The sequence below is a fragment of the Lacinutrix sp. WUR7 genome (genome assembly GCF_016864015.1).
Lineage (GTDB): Bacteria > Bacteroidota > Bacteroidia > Flavobacteriales > Flavobacteriaceae > Oceanihabitans.
The window spans coordinates 704,385-721,106 of the sequence record NZ_CP045067.1 but is presented as its reverse complement, the minus strand read 5'-3'; the positions used below and the strand labels follow the sequence as shown (position 1 = coordinate 721,106).

General features: G+C 32.7%; 16 protein-coding genes. 5 read left to right on the top strand and 11 right to left on the bottom strand.

The genetic code is table 11. From position 1 onward, the window contains the following. Nucleotides 1–4: 4 nt before the first annotated feature. Both FG167_RS03165 and FG167_RS03160 read right to left on the bottom strand, forming a co-directional pair. On the bottom strand, nt 5–1,645 hold the full coding sequence (locus FG167_RS03165) for a 4Fe-4S dicluster domain-containing protein (protein ID WP_203459997.1): 1,641 nt from the start codon (nt 1,643–1,645) through the stop codon (nt 5–7). A 10-nt stretch (nt 1,646–1,655) separates the two neighbouring features. After that, nucleotides 1,656–2,957, bottom strand: coding sequence for an NAD(P)/FAD-dependent oxidoreductase (locus tag FG167_RS03160; protein ID WP_203459996.1), 1,302 nt, complete (start codon nt 2,955–2,957; stop codon nt 1,656–1,658). A 257-nt stretch (nt 2,958–3,214) separates the two neighbouring features. Between FG167_RS03160 and FG167_RS03155 the strand changes: the two genes are divergently transcribed. From FG167_RS03155 to FG167_RS03135, 5 genes are all read left to right on the top strand, one after another. Further along, nucleotides 3,215–3,931, top strand: coding sequence for a DUF547 domain-containing protein (locus FG167_RS03155; RefSeq protein WP_203459995.1), 717 nt, complete (start codon nt 3,215–3,217; stop codon nt 3,929–3,931). Between the two features lie 29 nt (nt 3,932–3,960). Further along, the gene (locus FG167_RS03150) at nt 3,961–4,881 is read left to right on the top strand and encodes a hypothetical protein (protein WP_203459994.1); all 921 of its coding nucleotides are present in this window, start codon (nt 3,961–3,963) and stop codon (nt 4,879–4,881) included. Between the two features lie 88 nt (nt 4,882–4,969). Next, on the top strand, nt 4,970–5,968 hold the full coding sequence (locus FG167_RS03145) for a glycoside hydrolase (RefSeq protein WP_203459993.1): 999 nt from the start codon (nt 4,970–4,972) through the stop codon (nt 5,966–5,968). Nucleotides 5,969–6,048: 80 nt separating this feature from the next. After that, complete coding sequence (locus FG167_RS03140; RefSeq protein WP_370568394.1) at nt 6,049–7,239, top strand: outer membrane protein assembly factor; 1,191 nt, start codon at nt 6,049–6,051, stop codon at nt 7,237–7,239. Nucleotides 7,240–7,362: 123 nt separating this feature from the next. After that, on the top strand, nt 7,363–8,100 hold the full coding sequence (locus FG167_RS03135; protein ID WP_203459991.1) for a metallophosphoesterase family protein: 738 nt from the start codon (nt 7,363–7,365) through the stop codon (nt 8,098–8,100). A gap of 118 nt (nt 8,101–8,218) precedes the next feature. Here the strand turns inward: FG167_RS03135 and FG167_RS03130 are convergent, their stop codons facing one another. The 9 genes from FG167_RS03130 to FG167_RS03090 all read right to left on the bottom strand — a co-directional run bounded on the left by FG167_RS03130 (nt 8,219) and on the right by FG167_RS03090 (nt 16,706). Beyond that, the gene (locus FG167_RS03130; RefSeq protein WP_203459990.1) at nt 8,219–9,733 is read right to left on the bottom strand and encodes a carboxypeptidase-like regulatory domain-containing protein; all 1,515 of its coding nucleotides are present in this window, start codon (nt 9,731–9,733) and stop codon (nt 8,219–8,221) included. 73 nt (nt 9,734–9,806) lie between these two features. Then, nucleotides 9,807–10,556, bottom strand: coding sequence for a TIGR04283 family arsenosugar biosynthesis glycosyltransferase (locus FG167_RS03125; RefSeq protein WP_203459989.1), 750 nt, complete (start codon nt 10,554–10,556; stop codon nt 9,807–9,809). Next, on the bottom strand, nt 10,549–11,475 hold the full coding sequence (locus FG167_RS03120; protein WP_239004433.1) for a DUF547 domain-containing protein: 927 nt from the start codon (nt 11,473–11,475) through the stop codon (nt 10,549–10,551). The genes FG167_RS03125 and FG167_RS03120 overlap by 8 nt, the downstream gene beginning before the upstream one ends. Before the next feature lie 56 nt (nt 11,476–11,531). After that, on the bottom strand, nt 11,532–12,425 hold the full coding sequence (locus FG167_RS03115; RefSeq protein WP_203459988.1) for a sterol desaturase family protein: 894 nt from the start codon (nt 12,423–12,425) through the stop codon (nt 11,532–11,534). Between the two features lie 148 nt (nt 12,426–12,573). Continuing rightward, complete coding sequence (gene arsM / locus FG167_RS03110; protein WP_203459987.1) at nt 12,574–13,542, bottom strand: arsenosugar biosynthesis arsenite methyltransferase ArsM; 969 nt, start codon at nt 13,540–13,542, stop codon at nt 12,574–12,576. A gap of 381 nt (nt 13,543–13,923) precedes the next feature. Continuing rightward, nucleotides 13,924–14,736: a purine-nucleoside phosphorylase gene (locus tag FG167_RS03105; protein WP_203459986.1), complete on the bottom strand. Its 813-nt coding sequence runs from the start codon at nt 14,734–14,736 to the stop codon at nt 13,924–13,926. Then, on the bottom strand, nt 14,729–15,340 hold the full coding sequence (locus FG167_RS03100) for a TIGR04282 family arsenosugar biosynthesis glycosyltransferase (protein WP_203459985.1): 612 nt from the start codon (nt 15,338–15,340) through the stop codon (nt 14,729–14,731). Before FG167_RS03100 ends, FG167_RS03105 begins: the two co-directional genes overlap by 8 nt. Further along, nucleotides 15,333–15,845: a rhodanese-like domain-containing protein gene (locus FG167_RS03095; protein ID WP_203459984.1), complete on the bottom strand. Its 513-nt coding sequence runs from the start codon at nt 15,843–15,845 to the stop codon at nt 15,333–15,335. The genes FG167_RS03100 and FG167_RS03095 overlap by 8 nt, the downstream gene beginning before the upstream one ends. 33 nt (nt 15,846–15,878) lie before the next feature. Next, nucleotides 15,879–16,706, bottom strand: coding sequence for a metallophosphoesterase (locus FG167_RS03090; protein ID WP_203459983.1), 828 nt, complete (start codon nt 16,704–16,706; stop codon nt 15,879–15,881). Nucleotides 16,707–16,722 lie beyond the last annotated feature (16 nt).

Genomic DNA, 16,722 nt, shown 5'->3' with positions numbered 1-16,722 from the left:
GCACTTAGTTTTTATTTAATAAGTCCATAAGGTCTACATCGTTTCCTAATAATACTTCAGTCGGATTAATTCTTCCATCCATACTATCATTTTCTAATTTTAATACACCTCTTGGGCAAACTGCGCTACAAACACCGCAACCAACGCAACTAGAACGTACAATATTTTCTCCTTTTTGCGCATACGCACGAACATCGATCCCCATTTCACAACTGTTAGAACAATTCCCACATGAGATACATTGTCCGCCATTGGTTGTAATTCTAAATCTAGAAAATAAACGTTGTTGGATTCCCATGATAGTTGCCATTGGACAACCCATTCTACACCAAGTTCTGTTTCCTAAAATAGGATAGAATCCAGTACCGATAACTCCAGAAAATATAGAACCAATTCCGAAACCATAAAAGCTTCGTAATGCGCTATCAAAATTATAGGTGTTTTGGTTTAAACCGAAAGAAAAATAGCTAGCATTAATTTTTATCTGACTTAAGTCGAAGAAAGAAAAGAATACCAAGAAAGCAATCGTTAAAATATAAAAACCAATAGCTCCTTTAAAGGCACTTTTGTTTAATTCTTCTCTTTTATAATACAGTATTCCTGCAAGTAAAACGGTTAAGAATACACCAATACTAATTAAGAATGCGCTTTTTGTAAACCAGTATTTTTCAGAATCGTAACCTAAATAAGTAGATATTACGGCCACTGTTGTTACTACCGAAAATACAAGGACAGAATTAATCATCCATCTTTCAAATTTCCATGCTTTTGTGCTTTTATCACTTAAATGTCTAAACGCATCTCCTGCAGTTTCTGCCAATCCGCCACAACCACATACCCAAGAACAATACCAACGTTTACCATATTTGTACGTTAGGAATGGGGAAATAACAAAAATCATTACCACACCTAAGATTAAGAAAAATAACCCAACAGTTTGTGCATTGATAAACTGATCTACTCGCCATTGATCAAAGGCATAGTAGTTTAAAGGCCACATATTTTTAAGATCATTATAAGGTAGTGAGAAGTCGTCTGAATTTAAACGCGCCATTAATTCTGGAATCACAAAGGCAAATGCGGTTTGAAAAAACATTACCGATGCGGTACGTAATTGCTGATAGCGGTTGTGTCTGTATTTTAGCATGAACTTATACCCAAAGGCTAAAATAGCGACGGTATATAAGGTTCCGTAAACAAACCACTGACTGGCGTTATTACCGCTTAATAGGTTGCTTAACGGATCGAAAAGTGCAACTAAACCAGTATTTGCAGCACCATCAACTCCTAATCCCAAGTATTTAGGAAAGAAATAAAGTACGATATAAAATGTCGTTAAAAAAACACCTAATGCCCAACCAAGAACACCTCGTGAGGATATGGATTTAAACCAAGCACCATCATTTTTTATACCTTCTAATTTGGTGAGATACGCTTCTCGAGAGTATACAACGGTTCCGCCAATAATCAAACCTAAGGATATGGTTAAGAAAACCGCTCTGTTAGGAAAGTCTACATTAAATACAGCGAGAATTAGTATAAATAATCCAATTAATCCAGTGGCTAAGGCTATTTTTTGTTTGGTCGTTATATTTAAGGCATCTGGTGTTGCCAAAGACATACTGTGATCTATTTTATTGCTCATTTTTTTAGGGTTATGCTGTTTGTAATTGTTTGGTGTAAGCAGCTAGAATGTCTTTTTCAAAATGCTTGTAAAATTCTGGATCAAAGTTAGCTTCCGGTAGATTTTTCATAACATAATCTACATCGCGTTTTTCGGTTAGCCAACGGTCAAATATTTCATGACGCATTCTAATTCCGAAGGTATTAATACCTAAAAAAGTATTATTTGTAGTGTCATAACATACCGTAATACATTTGGTGTCATCTTCGTGTTTCCAATGAAAATGCGCTTCGTTTTCTCTTGGTTTTGCATATACCCAACCATAGGTTTGGTATTCGATATCTAAGAATTTAGCAGAGTTAAACCAATGTCTGGGTTTGTATTCTATTCTATTACCACAAATGGTTTGCGCTAAAGTTTCTCCCATCATTCTTCCAGTATACCAAACAGCTTCAATAGGTCTGCGTTCTCCAATACCACTATCGCGTTGCTCGGCACAATCGCCAATCGCATAAACATCTGGAATATTGGTTTCTAAATGTCTGTTGACTAAAACACCTCTATTAATTTCAATAGTGGAAGATTTAAGGAAATCGATATTTGGGGAAACACCTGCGGTTAAACCAACAACATTACAGTCTATTTCTTCTTCAGTTTCGGTAATAACGATGGATTTTACTTTGCCGTTTTCATCCGATTTAATTTCCTTTAAATTGAAACCTAATCGTAAATCGATATGGTGATTTTTTATATGTCTATTAATCATCGCGCTTTCTCCTTCTGGTAAAACACCGTTCCAAAAACTATTTTCTCTAACTAAAAAAGTTACGGGAATACTTCTAGAGTTTAGCATTTCGGCTAATTCAATTCCTATTAATCCGCCACCAACAATAACCGCACGTTTACAGGTTTTGTTGTCTGGTGCATTACGCTCTATACTATCTAAATCTTGTTTGCTATATAAACCTTGTGCACCTTCTAAATCTTGTCCTGGCCAACCAAATTTGTTAGGTTTACTTCCAGTCGCAATTACTAATTTGTCGTATTGTAAGCTGTCGCCTTCTGCAAATTGCAGTGTTTTAGATTCGGTATCTATGGAGGTTACAAAACCTTTTTTTAATTCGATGCGATTTTTTTCCCAAAACGAATTCTCATAAGGTTGTGTATGCTCAAACTTCATATGTCCCATGTATATGTACATTAGTGCAGTACGCGAGAAAAAGTAATCTGTTTCGGCAGAGATGATAGTGATCTTTTTATTGGAATTTTTTCGAATATGTCGGGCTACTGTTACGCCGGAAATACCATTTCCTATAATAACTACATGTTCCATATTTTAGTTTGGTTTTTTAATTCTATTGTGATTAGGTCGTTATACAAGATAAAAACTTAATCTGAAGGAGGTATTTAGAATAGATATAAACTACGTGGCTTTGTAAGGTTTTTTCAAGCATGGAGACCAGAGTTTTTTTAATATTTTTTTGAAAGTTTCTAGAGGTGTTTTAGACTGAAGCGAAAGTTATACCGATTAAGATATTCGTTTTGTCTGCATTTTTTAGGAGTAACAGAAAAGAATTAAAACATATTAAAATGAAAAAAATAATACTAGTAGCATTAATTTTATTAGGAGGTTTTTCCGCGAAAGCGCAAAACTTAGAAACCTTTTTTACACAAGCGGATGCTTTTTTTAAAGCAAATGTTTTACACGGAAAAGTTGCCTATGATGCGATAAAAAAAGATACCAAATCTTTAGATGCCGTTTTAAAAATAGCGGAAGGAATAACGGTTTCTAAAAGTGATACCGCAAATTACCAAGCCTTTTGGATAAATGCGTATAATTTATCGGTAATTAAAGGATTGGTGGATAACTATCCAACAAAATCACCATTAGATGATAGTGGTTTTTTCGATAAGACATTACATCATGTAGCGGGTAAAAAAGTATCCTTAAATACTATAGAAAACAAGTTGTTACGAGCAGAATTTAAAGATCCTCGATTTCATTTTGTTTTAGTTTGTGGCGCTGTTGGTTGTCCGCCATTAATTAGTAAAGCATACTTACCAACTACTTTAGAAGCGCAATTACAAAAGCAAACACAATTGGCTTTAAACGGAGATTATTTTATTAAAGTAAATGCTAAAAATAAAAGTGTTGCTGGTTCTAAAATATTAGAATGGTATAAAGAAGATTTTACGAAGAACGGTAAAACTGAAATAGAATATATAAATACCATTAGAACCGAAAAAATACCAACAGATTATAAGCTAACGTATTTTGAATACAACTGGAAAATAAACAACCAATAACTAACTAAGAATAAAACGAAATCATAAAAATGAAAAAAGTAATCGTATTAGCAATCGCATTAGCAATAAGCTTTGTTGGGTTTGCACAAGAAGAAAAAGAGCCAGCAAGAAGTAATGTTCAGGAGTTTACACCAAGTAAATTATTAAATAAAGGGCAATGGGATATTAAATTTTTTAATAGCCTGTATACACAAACAAAAAAAACAGGAGCAGGAACAGGGAAATCTTTTGATATTGATAGAGAGAATTTTTTCACCAATACCACTGAGATTTATACTGGGGTTAGTAAAAATGCAAGAATTAATGTTGGTTTGATTATTCAGGTACGAGCAAATAATTATGGCGGACAAGACGCTTTTAGTGTTTTCGATTTTGAAAACAACGGTGTAGATTCTAGAAGCGGTTTGACAACTATAGCGCCTTCTATTAGAGTGCAACCTTTTGCAAGTGTGCCTAACTTCTCTTTTACAAGTTCGGTGTATTTACCAATCTTTAAAGACAAAGATGTTCCTGCATATTTAGATAAGAGAAGTACGTTTTGGGAAACAAAATTTTTCTACGATAAAACGTTTGGTGGTGGCGATTGGCAAATATTTACGGAAGCCGATTTCGGATTTAATTTTGGGGAATCCACTTCAGATGCTATTGCAAGTGGAGATGCTGTTAATGTAGGTGAGCGTTTTGCTAATAATAGTTTGTTTCTTCCGGTAAGTGCTTTTTTAAGTTATTTTCCATCTTCTAAATCTACCTTGTTTGTAAATGCACAACAAGCATTTTTAATAGATTTAGGAAATGATTTTGAACAAAATTATACGCAATTAGGTTTTGGTGGTAAATACCAATTGACCAAAGTGTTAAATTTAGAAGCTTCTTATGGTAAAATTGTAAGAGGAAATAATTTTCAAGGACTAGGTAGTACTTTTAGTTTAGGACTTAGAGCATTACTATAAAAACAGGAATATTTTTAAAAGTGTTTAGAAAAAGATCCGGCTGTATTAGCGGGATCTTTTTCTTATATTTCGTGAATAATAGAATAGTATGAAATACATAAAGCTTCTTTTTACAGCTATAATCTGCACGTTACAGTCCTGCTCATCACAAACAAAAATTAATGGTGTAAGTTTTGTAGCTTCCAGAACTGCTGTAACAGAAGAACATGTAAATCCGGTAAAAGATATTAATGCCAATTTTGCTGCAGTAATGCCTTTTGGGTTTATTAGAGAACTGGAACATCCCGAAGTTGTTTACAATACGGAGAGGCAATGGTATGGAGAAAGTAGAGTAGGCGCTGAACAGTATGCAAAAAGCTTAGAAGCAAAAGGCATAAAAATAATGATTAAACCCCAAATTTGGGTTTCTCGAGGGCAATTTACGGGTTACATAAAAATGGAATCCGAAACGGATTGGGAAAAATTAGAAAGTTCGTATTCTAGTTTTATTCTTGAGTATGCAAAACTAGCCCAAGAAATTAATGCCGATATCTTTTGTGTTGGTACAGAGTTAGAACAATTTGTAACCAACAGACCAGCATATTGGAGTGCACTAATTGTAGAGATAAGAAAAGTGTACAAAGGAAAACTCACCTATGCAGCAAATTGGGACGAGTTTAAACGAACTCCTTTTTGGAGTCAGTTAGATTATATTGGAGTAGATGCTTATTTTCCGGTTAGTGCTAGTAAAACACCAACGGTAGCAGAATGTTTGGAAGGTTGGAAAATGCATAAATCCGTAATAAAAGAGATTTCAGATAGATATAAAAAACCAATTTTATTTACAGAGTTTGGTTATAGAAGTGCCGATTACGCAGGGAAAGAACCTTGGAACTCTGAAAGAGGTTTGGATGTTGTAAACCTGGAAGCACAGAATAATACAACTATTGCATTATTTGATACTTTTTGGAAAGAAGATTGGTTTGCAGGAGGATTTGTATGGAAATGGTTTCACGATCATGCCAATGTTGGCGGAGAAAAAAACAATAGGTTTACACCGCAGAATAAGCCTGTAGAAAAAATAATTAAAGCATATTTTCAAGCCTAAAAAAGATGTGGAATAGAAAAATAGTTATACTAATTATTGCTTTCATATCTACTTTTGCTGTGGCCCAGGATAAAGTTATTTTGGATTTAAAAATTCAAGGTAATAAAAAACTAAAGTCGTCTCTAGTTAAAAAAATATCTAAGGCAAAAGCAGGAAAAGTTTTAGATTCCACTATTTTAGAAGAAGATATTAAACGATTAAAACGTTTGCCAGCTGTTGCTCACGCGTATTATCAAGTGTTTTTTTCGCATAATAATAGTTATAATGTGTTTTATAATATTGAAGAGAATTTCACCATTATTCCTTCGGTAAGTATTTATACCACCAATGATGATGAATTTGCTTATCGTTTGGGTGTTTATGAGTTTAATGCATTAGGTCAGAATATTATTTTTGGCGGTTTTTATCAGAAGGATATCTTTAGTTCTTATGGAATCAATTTCAGAGCCCCTTTTTTATTTAGTAGAGAATTTGGTTTAGCAATCAATCATCAAAACTTAAATACGGAAGAGCCAGTTTTCTTTAATGGTACTACTGCAAATTACAAGTACAAGAATAAATCTTATGAAGTTTTAACATTATATCAGCCTAATTTTAAGAACCGTTTTGAAATAGGTGTGAATTATTTTTTAGAGGAATATAACTATATAAATGGTGCTACTAATCCTTCGGTGCCACAAGAACTGTCTATTAATAAATTATTATATAAAGGTATTTATGAGTTTAATAATCTGGATTATGATTACCAATATGTGTCCGGATTTAGAAGTTTGTTTAACATACAATATGTCACTGCAACGAGTCAAGATGTCTCTGATTTTGTAATTGGATGGAATGATTTACATTATTACAAAAGAGTAGGAGGTAAAGGAAATTGGGCAAGTAGATTGCGCGTTGGTTTAGCAACTAATGATGAAACTCCATTTGCTCCTTTTTCTGTAGATAATAATGTCAATTTAAGAGGTGTTGGTAATACCATTGATAGGGGTACAGGCGCTATTGTTGTGAATACCGAATATAGACACACGTTATTGGATAAAGATTGGTTAGCCATTCAAGGGAATGCTTTTATAGATGCTGGTACTTGGAGAAATCCTGGTGGAGATTTAGGTGATTTTGGGGAGTCCAAAAATATTAGAGTGTATCCTGGTTTTGGTTTTAGATTCATACATAAACGAATCTTTAATGCCGTTTTTAGAATCGATTATGGCTTCGGAATTACTAAAGGAGAAACACAAGGTTTAGTCTTTGGAATCGGGCAATATTTCTAAATCACCAATATTAATGTAATAAAGAACTAACGTTTTAATAAAATACTAATTTTTGTTTTGAAGCCTAGAATGCTAATATTTACCATTCGTTTTTTAACTATATATTTTGCTACCAAATAATAAATGAAACATAATAGAACACTTGCAATAGGAGATATTCATGGCGGACTAAAAGCCTTGGAGCAATTATTAGAACGCATAGAAATTAAGAAAGAGGATCGTTTTATTTTTCTTGGCGACTATGTAGATGGTTGGAGTGATTCAGCACAAGTGATTCAGTTTTTAATTGCATTTGCAAAAGAATATGAATGTGTTTTTATAAAAGGAAATCATGATGTTTGGTGTGAACTATGGTTAGAAACCGGAACCATAAATGAAACGTGGTATCTACATGGAGGAAAAGAAACCATAGCGAGTTATAAAGGGGTTTCCGAAGCCGATAAAAAAGAACATCTCCAGTTTTTTAAAGACATGTGTCTTTACCTAGTAGATGATGAAAAAAGATTGTTTTTACATGCCGGATTTACGTCTATGCATGGTGTGGAAAGAGAATGGGATACTGTAAATTTTTATTCTGATAGAACGCTTTGGGAAATGGCGTTAATCATGGATAAAAGCATCACAAAGGATTCTATTATTTACCCAAATAGATTAAAGCATTACTACGAGATTTATATCGGACATACACCAACCACGAACTTTAATTTATATACACCAACCAATGCTATAAATGTTTGGAATGTAGATACCGGAGTTGCTTTTAAAGGGAAGCTTTCTGCATTAGATATAGATACTAAAGATTTTTTTCAAAGTGAAGAGGTGCACACTTTATATCCTAATGAAAAAGGGAGAAACAAATAATCTATTTACTCAATATGCTTTCTATAATAAGCATATAAATCTTCTGCGGAAGCACCTAAAACCTTCTTTGTATAAATAGCCAAGAAGTGATATTGTAGTTTCCAGTCATTAACTTGATTTACTCGATACTTTTAAAGTTTTTAATTGCTTGATTTGGTTCTATTACGTTATATCCTTCCCAGAAATCAGGATCGTAGTGAGGTAAGTAAGTTGGCTTAATAGCTGCTTTTTCTTTAAAATTATTAAAAGTCTCTTTGGTAATATTATCGTTTTCAAAAACAACTAATTCTTTTTTGTTAATGTTTGTTATCTTTAAATTTATGTTCGCAGAAACCTCATTTTGTTTACGTCTTCCTTTTACATTTTTGTTTTTTTCAATAATTTTTAGTGGTCTTTTAATTCCAACACTTTCACCATCTACAATTTCAAAATATTTTAAACCGTATGTATCTGCTTTGTTTTTTTCGTAAATGATTGTACCTCTTTGTAAATAATGGTTTACAGATACTCCCAATAGACTAAAATCTCGAAGTGCTTTTACGTTTTCATAATCTAAACGAATAATAGCGAAATCATCTGTATTAACATACATCGTGCCTTTATAATCTTCACCTCGTTTTGGTTTAAAAGCAATTTTATAAACAAAATTACCATTTAAAAAAGCATAGTCTAATAATTCAAATTCGTATCTATTAGACTTATGAATGATGTTTAGGTTGGAGTCTTCATTTAAAAATCCTTTATTTTCTAAGTTAGATATTGTTATTTTTCTGTACTTTATAAAGTTTTCTTTACGCTCTTTTTCTTCCTTTTTTTTAGCCTCTAAATATGCGACAGATTCTTTTTCTTCTGGAGTTTCAAAAAGGGAAGAATCTATTTCTGTTTTGGTTCCAAACCAACCTGATTTTATTTTAAAATAAGAGTCTCTTTTTATATGTTTTCTTGCAATTGCATTAAACTTTTCTTCGAGTTTTTCTGAATCTATTTCATTGTTTTTATCGTATAATTCGGAGGCTTTTATTATATCTAATTTACTGATAGCATCTGTGTCATTATTTTTATAAAGTACTCCTAGGATTTCTGTATAATTACTCGATTTTTTAGGTAATACTCGTAATATACTATCTATGAAATTTTGATTGAATTCCGGAATGGTTGTTTTTTCAATGACAACATTATTTTTAACAATATTCGAGTGGTATGATTGTCTGAAAAATAGTTTGCTTTTTTGTGGATCATGACTATAGTTTGTTGGTAAACTGTCTTTTATGAAGTCTATAATCTCATCCATGGAATAATTTTTATTGCTAATTAAAACCTCGTCTAAGTCAATAGATTTCGGACTTAAAGAAATAATACTATCTGTGACACTTTTAATAGATAGTTGTTTCGTCTCATAACCTAAACAGCTAATGAATAAGGAATCTGATTTAGTGAATTTTTTCTTAATATTTAAATGAAAAACCCCAAAATCATTACTTATAACTCCGCTGGTATTATTTAGCGAAATTGTTGCATAAGGTATAGGGTTTTGGGTTATAGAGTCTATTATTTTTGCAGCAATTAAATCTTGTGCATGAGAAAGGTTTATAATACCAAAGAATAATAAAAGGCTAAAGTAGAGGTGTTTCATCTATATTTTTTTACGAATATATAGATTGTCAATACCTAAACATTCATTTTAATTTAATCTTAAGTAAATTTTATTACTTTTTAACATTTATGTAATTGTTGTAATATTTATATAAATCTTCCGCACTTGCACCAAACCATTTCTTAATATAGATCATCCAAAAATGATATTGTAATTTCCAAACTCCATGTATTTCATATAGTCTTGCTGAGGTTTGTATTTTTTTATTAATGACTACAAATTCCTTTCTAGTATAAAGCGCATTAATTAAAATATAGTCTTCGTAAATAGTGAAAGTCTCATCATAACCTCCAATTTCGCTAAATAACGTTCTTGTAATAAACTGACTTTGGTCACCACCGCGACAAGCTTTCCAATTAAATTTAGTAAACCAACTTGCTATACCTAACCACCAATGATTACTTTTAAACTGAAGCCTAAAACAACCCGCAAGATTTCCTTTTTCAACTTCATTTAGTAGTAGTTGGTCAAAGTTTTTCGGCGGAAAAGAATCGGCATGTAAAAAATATAAAAGATCTCCGGAAGCTGCTTTCGCACCAAGATTCATTTGTTTAGCTCTTCCTTTTTCTGAATTTATTAGGTAGATGTCTGGTGGAGCGCAGTCGGAATCTATTGGAGACCTTTCGGTGAAAACAGCCCCGAAATTAGTAACGATTTTTTGCGAACCATCTGTACTTCCGCCATCTGCCACAATAATCTCTGCAATATTTTGTGGTGTACTTTTTTCCAATAGATGCTCTAGCAGATTTTTAATGTTTTCTGCTTCATTTAACATTGGAATAATAATGGAAATTTTAGTCATTCAACTCCCAGTTATAATCTTTGTAGCTTTTTTTAGCTTTGGAATCGATTTTTACTTCGGAATATGTATTTAAGAAATCTATAAGGCTTCCGTTTTGTTTGAAGTCTTTAGAAAACCATTGAAAAATCTTCGAGATTTTAATTTTATCGGAAGCTATTTCATTTCTATTAGCATCTGCCAAAAATGCTTTGGTAGCATTGGTTAATTGTGCTTCTAATTTGGAAGCTGTGAAGGCTTCGTTTTGTAATTTCGGACAAGAAAAAGAGGCGCAAACAATAGCGAAATGAATTCTTGGCTCTTCCATTTTACGAAGTATTTCATGCTCAATTTCGTTTAAATTATACCATTTTTCACCAAGTTGCCAAAGGCGTTGGTCCCAAGGATCTTTAATATCTTTGATGCTTTTTATAGGATAATTTCTAATAATTAAATCCACTGTCAATGCGTTGTATGCGTTAATCCAATAAGCTAGTTTGTCTTCTTTGGTCCAAGCTTCCGTTGGAAGGTTTTCGGATAAATGAGTAATGTAGTCTCTTAATTGATTTTTACTTTTTTTGAAGCCTAGATAATCAACGTTACCATTATCTGAAACATGTTCACCAAGTAACCATTCCCATCGGTGATGATTTAGAAGGTGTAGATTTGAAGTAATACTATCTTTTTTATTTATGCTAACGATAAGTCCAGGCATTTTTATAGTTGTATTCTCTCCAATAATTATTGCTTTATTATTTTCTTCGACAACTTCTTCCGAAGCGTCAGAATCTTCTTCAACTTCAGCTTCCATTTCGACTTGTTTCGCGGTTTCCGAAACAACTATAGTTTCCACTTTTACTATTTCTTGATCTGTTACAACTTGTTTCGCACTACAACAAGAAGTAATTAGAATTGCAAAAAAAATAAGACTAAAATGTTTCATGTTATTTGTTTTTCTATTTGTCAATTCAGGTTACTTTACCTTACATAAGAAGTGACTTATTTAGAGGTGTTTTTATGTAAAGGATATAATTCTTGATGAATAAAATCTTTTGGAAAATCTTCATCTCCTTCAAAACCTAGTTCTATATCTCTACCGTCATAAGGTATATGGTTTGTCTTAAAAAGATAATCCCAAATACTTAATGTAATGCCGTAGTTAATACCATATGTCGTTCCTTCAGGAAGCTCTTTTACATGATGCCAAATGTGCATTTTCGGATTGTTAAACACGTATTTTAAAAAGCCATAATCCCAACCTAAATTAGCGTGGTTTAAGTGTCCGATGGTAATTGCGAAAAAGTGAACAATTGCCACATCTTGCGCGTCGAAACCACCAATAATTGCAAGAGGAATATATAAAATAGATTTATAGATTACAGGTTCCATCCAATGGTAGCGTAAATGTGCTGCAAAGCCCATTTCTTTCACCGAATGATGCACTTTATGGAAGTTCCAAAACAGAGGAACACGATGCAATAAACGATGCGTATTCCATTGCATAAAATCGCTCACCAAAAAGAAAATAAATAAGCCTAACACTTTAGGTAAATCATCTACATCAAACAATTGGAAGCTAGAAATAGATAAACCGACTATGCCTAAAATATCATTAAAAAATGTTGCTGCAGTATTGGATAAAGCAATAAGGACAATAAGATTTAGTATAAAGAAATTGAAAAACATATAAAAAGTATCCAGCCAAAAATCTTTTCTAAAAATAGATTGATTTTTACGCCAAGGAAAAGCAATTTCTAAACCCCAAACGACTAATGAAATTACAATTAATCCGTAAAAATAATTATCCCAATGGTTAAGGGTAATTAGCTCATTTTTCAGGTAATTGAAATATCCCGAATAGGAATTTTTTATGATGTCTATGTATTTTTCCATGTTTTCATTCCTGCGAAGACAGGAACCTTGTTTTGTTAGTTCTTAAATATTTTATTTTTAAAATTTTTCGACTACGCTCAAAATGACATGCAATGTGTTGTGCAATTGTTTAAGTTATCATTCATGAGATTCCTGCCTTCGCAGGAATTTAACAACAACCTCCACCATCATAATGGAAAGTAGATTCTGAAAAGTAAATGTCGTCTCTGTTTAATGCTTGTAATGCTTTTGCTGTTTTATCGCAAATTGCCAATGGTTGATTTTTTAATAATATATGTCCTTCTTTATCATCAAAATAATCTTGATCGCCATAATAAATAGCAGCTTTTCCAGTAAAAATACAAGGTCCATCTTTTGGCATTGGATCTTTAATAGCAGCTACTTCAATAGATTCTATATAGATTAATTCTTCTGTTGGGTAGGTTTTAGGATCTAGAATTCGGTATGGTTTTCTAGCTCTAATTTCAATAGTTCCAAAACCAGCATCGGTTAGTGCTTTTACGTACTCTGCAATTGGTAAGCTTCCACTTAAGCATAAAGCTCTTAATCTTTCGTCGTTACGTAAAGTATCATTCATTGGTTGCTCGCAAGTAGGATCGCTCATCACCAGTTTTCCATGTGGTTTTAAAACACGATACATTTCTTCTATTGCCTTCTTTAAATCTTCCGCTTTAAAAATATTGAATAAGCAGTTTTGCGCAGCAACATCAATAGAGTTATCGGCTACATTAAGGTTTAATGCATCTCCTTTTACAAGGTCTACAAATTCCGATTTAAACCAAGGATTTTGTGCTTCGGCTTCGATAAAGTTTTTACGAGAAGCTTCTAGCATTTCGTCCACAACATCAATACCGACAACACCACCTTTTTGGCGATTAAAATATGCGAATTGTAAAAGTTCCATTCCGCCACCAACACCAACATAAAGCATTTTAGGATTGTTGGTTAAATCACGAGCGTGCACTGTAGAACCACAACCATAATTCATTTCTTGCATTATTTTTGGGATTTTTAATCCTGGTAATTCCCAAATAGGATTCGTAGTACAGCATAATCCAACATCTGGAGTTAGTGCTGCTTCTTTGTATACGTCGTGTGTGGTTTCTAGGTAACTCATGTTTTCATTCCTGCGTAGGCAGGAATCTTTTTATTAATTATTAATATTATTTTATATTCATTTTGTCTGGATACAAAACGAATCAAAAAATCAAATTGAAATGAGGAATTTTTTATTCCTTTATTGGGAATAAAAACCAAAAACTAAATCTAAATTTTTTCCAAGGCTTCAAAAATTTTTAACGATTTAATTTTTATATTCTGCATTTCAATGGTCAATGCTTAGGCATTGATTTGGGACTTGATTTTTTGCCTTTAAAATTCAAATCCTATGTTTTTTTTCATCCTAGTAAGCGCGTTAAGGATTGAGGCTTTGTTGGAGCTCCTCGCAGAGAGCGACTGTCGAAAGCCTGACCCTTGTGGTAACGCCCTAATTATTTTACTAAATACTTTTTATTAATTCCTTAAACAATGTAATCATGTCTGGTTCTGCTTTGGCAGCCATGGCAATAATTTCATTAATGTTTACAGGTTTTAGATTACTTGGGTCGCATTCATCGGTTAAAACTGACACTGCTGCGGTTTTTAATTTTAAATGATTAGCAACAATAATTTCTGGAACCGTACTCATTCCAACGGCATCTGCACCAATAATTTTAAGCATTCTATATTCTGCTCTTGTTTCTAATTGCGGTCCAACAACACTTGCGTAAACACCTTCGTGTAGTTTTATGTTGTTTGCTTTGGCTATAGTTTTAAAGGATTCATTAATTTTAGCATCATAAGGTGCGCTCATGTCTGTAAAACGTTCCCCTAATTCTGAAACTCCTTTGAATGCTAGAGGAGAGCTTCCTTGAAGATTGATGTGGTCTTCAATTAACATTAATTCGCCTTTTTTATAGTCGGTATTTATTGCACCAGATGCATTAGAAACTAATAAAGTGTTAATTCCAAGTTTTTCCATAATACGAACAGGGAAAGTAACATCTTGTAAAGTATAGCCTTCATATACATGAAAACGTCCTTGCATAACCACCACTTTTTTTCCTGCTAATTCACCATAAATAAGTTTTCCTTTGTGAAATTCTACGGTTGCTGTTGGAAAGTTTGGAATGTGATTATAGCTTGCTTCTGCAATAATTTCTATTTCATCAATAAGTTGTCCGAGTCCGGTACCAAGAATAATTCCAATTTCTGGTTTGTCAAAACCTTTCTCTTGCAAGTATTCTACAGTTTCGTTTATAAATTTAATCATCTGTAAGTATTAATTTTTTTAATGTGGAATTGTTTTCCATATCTTCAAAAGTATCAATATCATTTAACTTTTCTAGTTGATGGATTTTAAATTTGTGTAAATCTTTTGTGGTGTCTTTAAAAACGGATGAAGTGCCCCATTTTTTGTCTTTAAAAACTTCTTCGTGAAGCGTTTTCATCCCTAATAAATAATAACCTCCATCTTCGGCAGGACCAATAATAACATCGCGTTTGTCTAACTTTTGAAAAGCTTCTTCAATGTATTTTTCTTTTAAATCGAATAGATCACTACCAACAATAATCACTTTTTCATAGCCTTTGGCGAAGCCGTTTTGAAATGCATGCAGCATTCGTATTCCTAAATCTTCTCCTTCTTGTAAGTGTTTTTGGTAGATGGTATTATCCCAAATATCTTGATTATGGATTGCTACAGAGTAATAAACCGCTTTGTCGCTATCTATATTTCTAATTGTTTTTTCGGTGTGTTCTAGTAAAAAGCTGTAAATGTTTAATGCAGAAGCATCACCAATCGTTTTTGCTAAACGTGTTTTTACTTTACCAAGTTCTGGATTTCTTGTAAAGACGATTATAAGGTTTTTATTCATCTTCTTTTTCTTCTTTAAAAATTCTATTTCCTTTTAAGAGCCATTTGCTCCATGTTTTAGAAAATGTATGTACGTCTTCGGTTTCTTTTTCTTCTAGATTATATACTGGGAAGTTATTGTTTTTCCATTCGAAAATCCCTCCATATAAGTTTAAAACATTTTTATATCCTGCTTCTTGGAGTTTTTCTGCAACATCTTCCGATCGAATTCCTAAAGAACAATAGACCACTATTTGTTGCTCTTTGTCTTTTAAAATTTTAGTAGTTTCGGCTAAATTAAAATGATTGTAACCAACAAATATTGCATCTTGAAGATGACTGGTGTTATATTCGTCTATTTCTCTTGCATCCAAAATAATTGCTTCCGTTTTAGGCATAGCCAATTCTTGCACAGAAATATAAGGAACACTTTTAATATTGTGTTTTTTCAATAACTTTTCAAGAGACTCTTGCGCGTGAAGCGAGAAGGAGGTAAATATGAGTAAAAATAGCAATACGGATTTCATATGTTTTATATCAAAAAAATAAAGTTAATCTTTTTATAGTTGTATTTCTAAACCTTGTGCATTACTTTCTGCAATAGGTAATATTTCGGTGTTGTCCCAAATGCCTGTAACAATGGTTTTTGCATACGCTTCTGGTAGTAAGCCGTTTTGCATTAATGCGTTTGTTAGCTGATGATTATAGTTTAACGTATGATGGTTAAAGCTTAGTTTATTGTCTTTATCTTCTAAAATAGCATACCATACGCTAGGTTTTCCGTCATTTGCAGGCATACCAATAACACCAGGATTTAACCATAATTTATCTTCTTGTGATTGGTGAAAAGGTAAACCGCAATGACCTGCAATAATAACCTCGCTTTTGGTCGCGTTAAAATTTGTTTGCTTACGTTGCCAAGGTGAAGATTTAAAAAGGAATTCGGAAGTATTAAAATAAGAACCATGTACAACCATTACTTGTTTTTTGGCATAAGTAAACTGAATATAATTAGGAAGCGTTGCTATGTAATCTAAGGATTCTTTTGAAAGTTTACTTTGTGCAAACGGATACCAAAGTTGCGAAAAGCCATAACAACGAGAACCTTCTTTAAAGTCGCAACCACAATCTTCTGCTCCTTCGCGTAATTGTATTTCTACATTACCAACAATGCTTTTGGCTTTCCAATCTTGAAAGTATTGTATGGTTTCTTCTGGTTGTGCGCAATAGCCAATAATATCACCAGTACAAATGCAGTTTTCGGGACGGATGTTTTCGTTTATAGCCACTTGTTTTAAAGCTTCTAAGGCTTGAAGGTTACTATAAACGCCGCCAAAAAGCAATACTTTTCCTGATATTTTTCCTAAGTCTTCTGTATTTGAATCCATAATTTTTTTCTACGAA

Coding starts and splice junctions, on each gene's coding strand:
- FG167_RS03165 (WP_203459997.1), bottom strand. CDS start 1,645: ATGAGCAATAAAATAGATCACAGTATGTCTTTGGCAACACCAGATGCC.
- FG167_RS03160 (WP_203459996.1), bottom strand. CDS start 2,957: ATGGAACATGTAGTTATTATAGGAAATGGTATTTCCGGCGTAACAGTA.
- FG167_RS03155 (WP_203459995.1), top strand. CDS start 3,215: ATGAAAAAAATAATACTAGTAGCATTAATTTTATTAGGAGGTTTTTCC.
- FG167_RS03150 (WP_203459994.1), top strand. CDS start 3,961: ATGAAAAAAGTAATCGTATTAGCAATCGCATTAGCAATAAGCTTTGTT.
- FG167_RS03145 (WP_203459993.1), top strand. CDS start 4,970: ATGAAATACATAAAGCTTCTTTTTACAGCTATAATCTGCACGTTACAG.
- FG167_RS03135 (WP_203459991.1), top strand. CDS start 7,363: ATGAAACATAATAGAACACTTGCAATAGGAGATATTCATGGCGGACTA.
- FG167_RS03130 (WP_203459990.1), bottom strand. CDS start 9,733: ATGAAACACCTCTACTTTAGCCTTTTATTATTCTTTGGTATTATAAAC.
- FG167_RS03125 (WP_203459989.1), bottom strand. CDS start 10,556: ATGACTAAAATTTCCATTATTATTCCAATGTTAAATGAAGCAGAAAAC.
- FG167_RS03120 (WP_239004433.1), bottom strand. CDS start 11,475: ATGAAACATTTTAGTCTTATTTTTTTTGCAATTCTAATTACTTCTTGT.
- FG167_RS03115 (WP_203459988.1), bottom strand. CDS start 12,425: ATGGAAAAATACATAGACATCATAAAAAATTCCTATTCGGGATATTTC.
- arsM (WP_203459987.1), bottom strand. CDS start 13,542: ATGAGTTACCTAGAAACCACACACGACGTATACAAAGAAGCAGCACTA.
- FG167_RS03105 (WP_203459986.1), bottom strand. CDS start 14,736: ATGATTAAATTTATAAACGAAACTGTAGAATACTTGCAAGAGAAAGGT.
- FG167_RS03100 (WP_203459985.1), bottom strand. CDS start 15,340: ATGAATAAAAACCTTATAATCGTCTTTACAAGAAATCCAGAACTTGGT.
- FG167_RS03095 (WP_203459984.1), bottom strand. CDS start 15,845: ATGAAATCCGTATTGCTATTTTTACTCATATTTACCTCCTTCTCGCTT.
- FG167_RS03090 (WP_203459983.1), bottom strand. CDS start 16,706: ATGGATTCAAATACAGAAGACTTAGGAAAAATATCAGGAAAAGTATTG.